This window comes from Pseudomonas sp. 32_A, from assembly GCF_017490905.1.
In the GTDB taxonomy this organism is placed as follows: Bacteria; Pseudomonadota; Gammaproteobacteria; order Pseudomonadales; family Pseudomonadaceae; genus Aquipseudomonas; species Aquipseudomonas inefficax.
The window spans coordinates 1-438 of sequence record NZ_JAFGYI010000369.1 but is presented as its reverse complement, the minus strand read 5'-3'; the positions used below and the strand labels follow the sequence as shown (position 1 = coordinate 438).

Sequence of the window (438 nt, the reverse complement as noted above, 5' to 3'; positions counted from 1 at the left end):
GGGTTGCTGGTACCAAGGGTTGGGGCCATGTCTGGGTCAACACTTCCAGCCGCAAGGAGGGGAGCACGGCAGCCGGCATCTGGGAATTTCGGCGACCGTCATCGGCTTCAGATGCCGCGAGCACACCCGTCACTGTTATAGCCCCCGTGGGCGCAGCAGGGACTCTCTCGCCTTTCGAGAGCTTGCCGCGAACTACGGCCATCGTTTCCCCGGAGGTCAGTTTGATTCCCGTTACGACGCGTACTGGCCACGATGTGCCTATCAAGGTTGTGGTCGACGGTTGGAACGTGCCCGTCACCGTCACCCGGCGTCCGTACTGAGCCATGACACTGGCCTTCTTAGGCGCCTCATTCCAGGTGATCACTGGCTCGTTGATACGCGCCTGCGTCGAGTCGTCACGTTGGGACTCAAAAACGTTCATCTGCCACAGTCCGAGGA

At 60.7% G+C, this 438-nt stretch carries 1 protein-coding gene; it reads right to left on the bottom strand.

Annotation, left to right across the window (positions count from 1 at the left end):
- The coding region (locus J5M58_RS28590) for an SURF1 family cytochrome oxidase biogenesis protein (RefSeq protein ID WP_368857217.1) at positions 1–430 on the bottom strand (430 nt) is incomplete at its 3' end.
- Positions 431–438 lie beyond the last annotated feature (8 nt).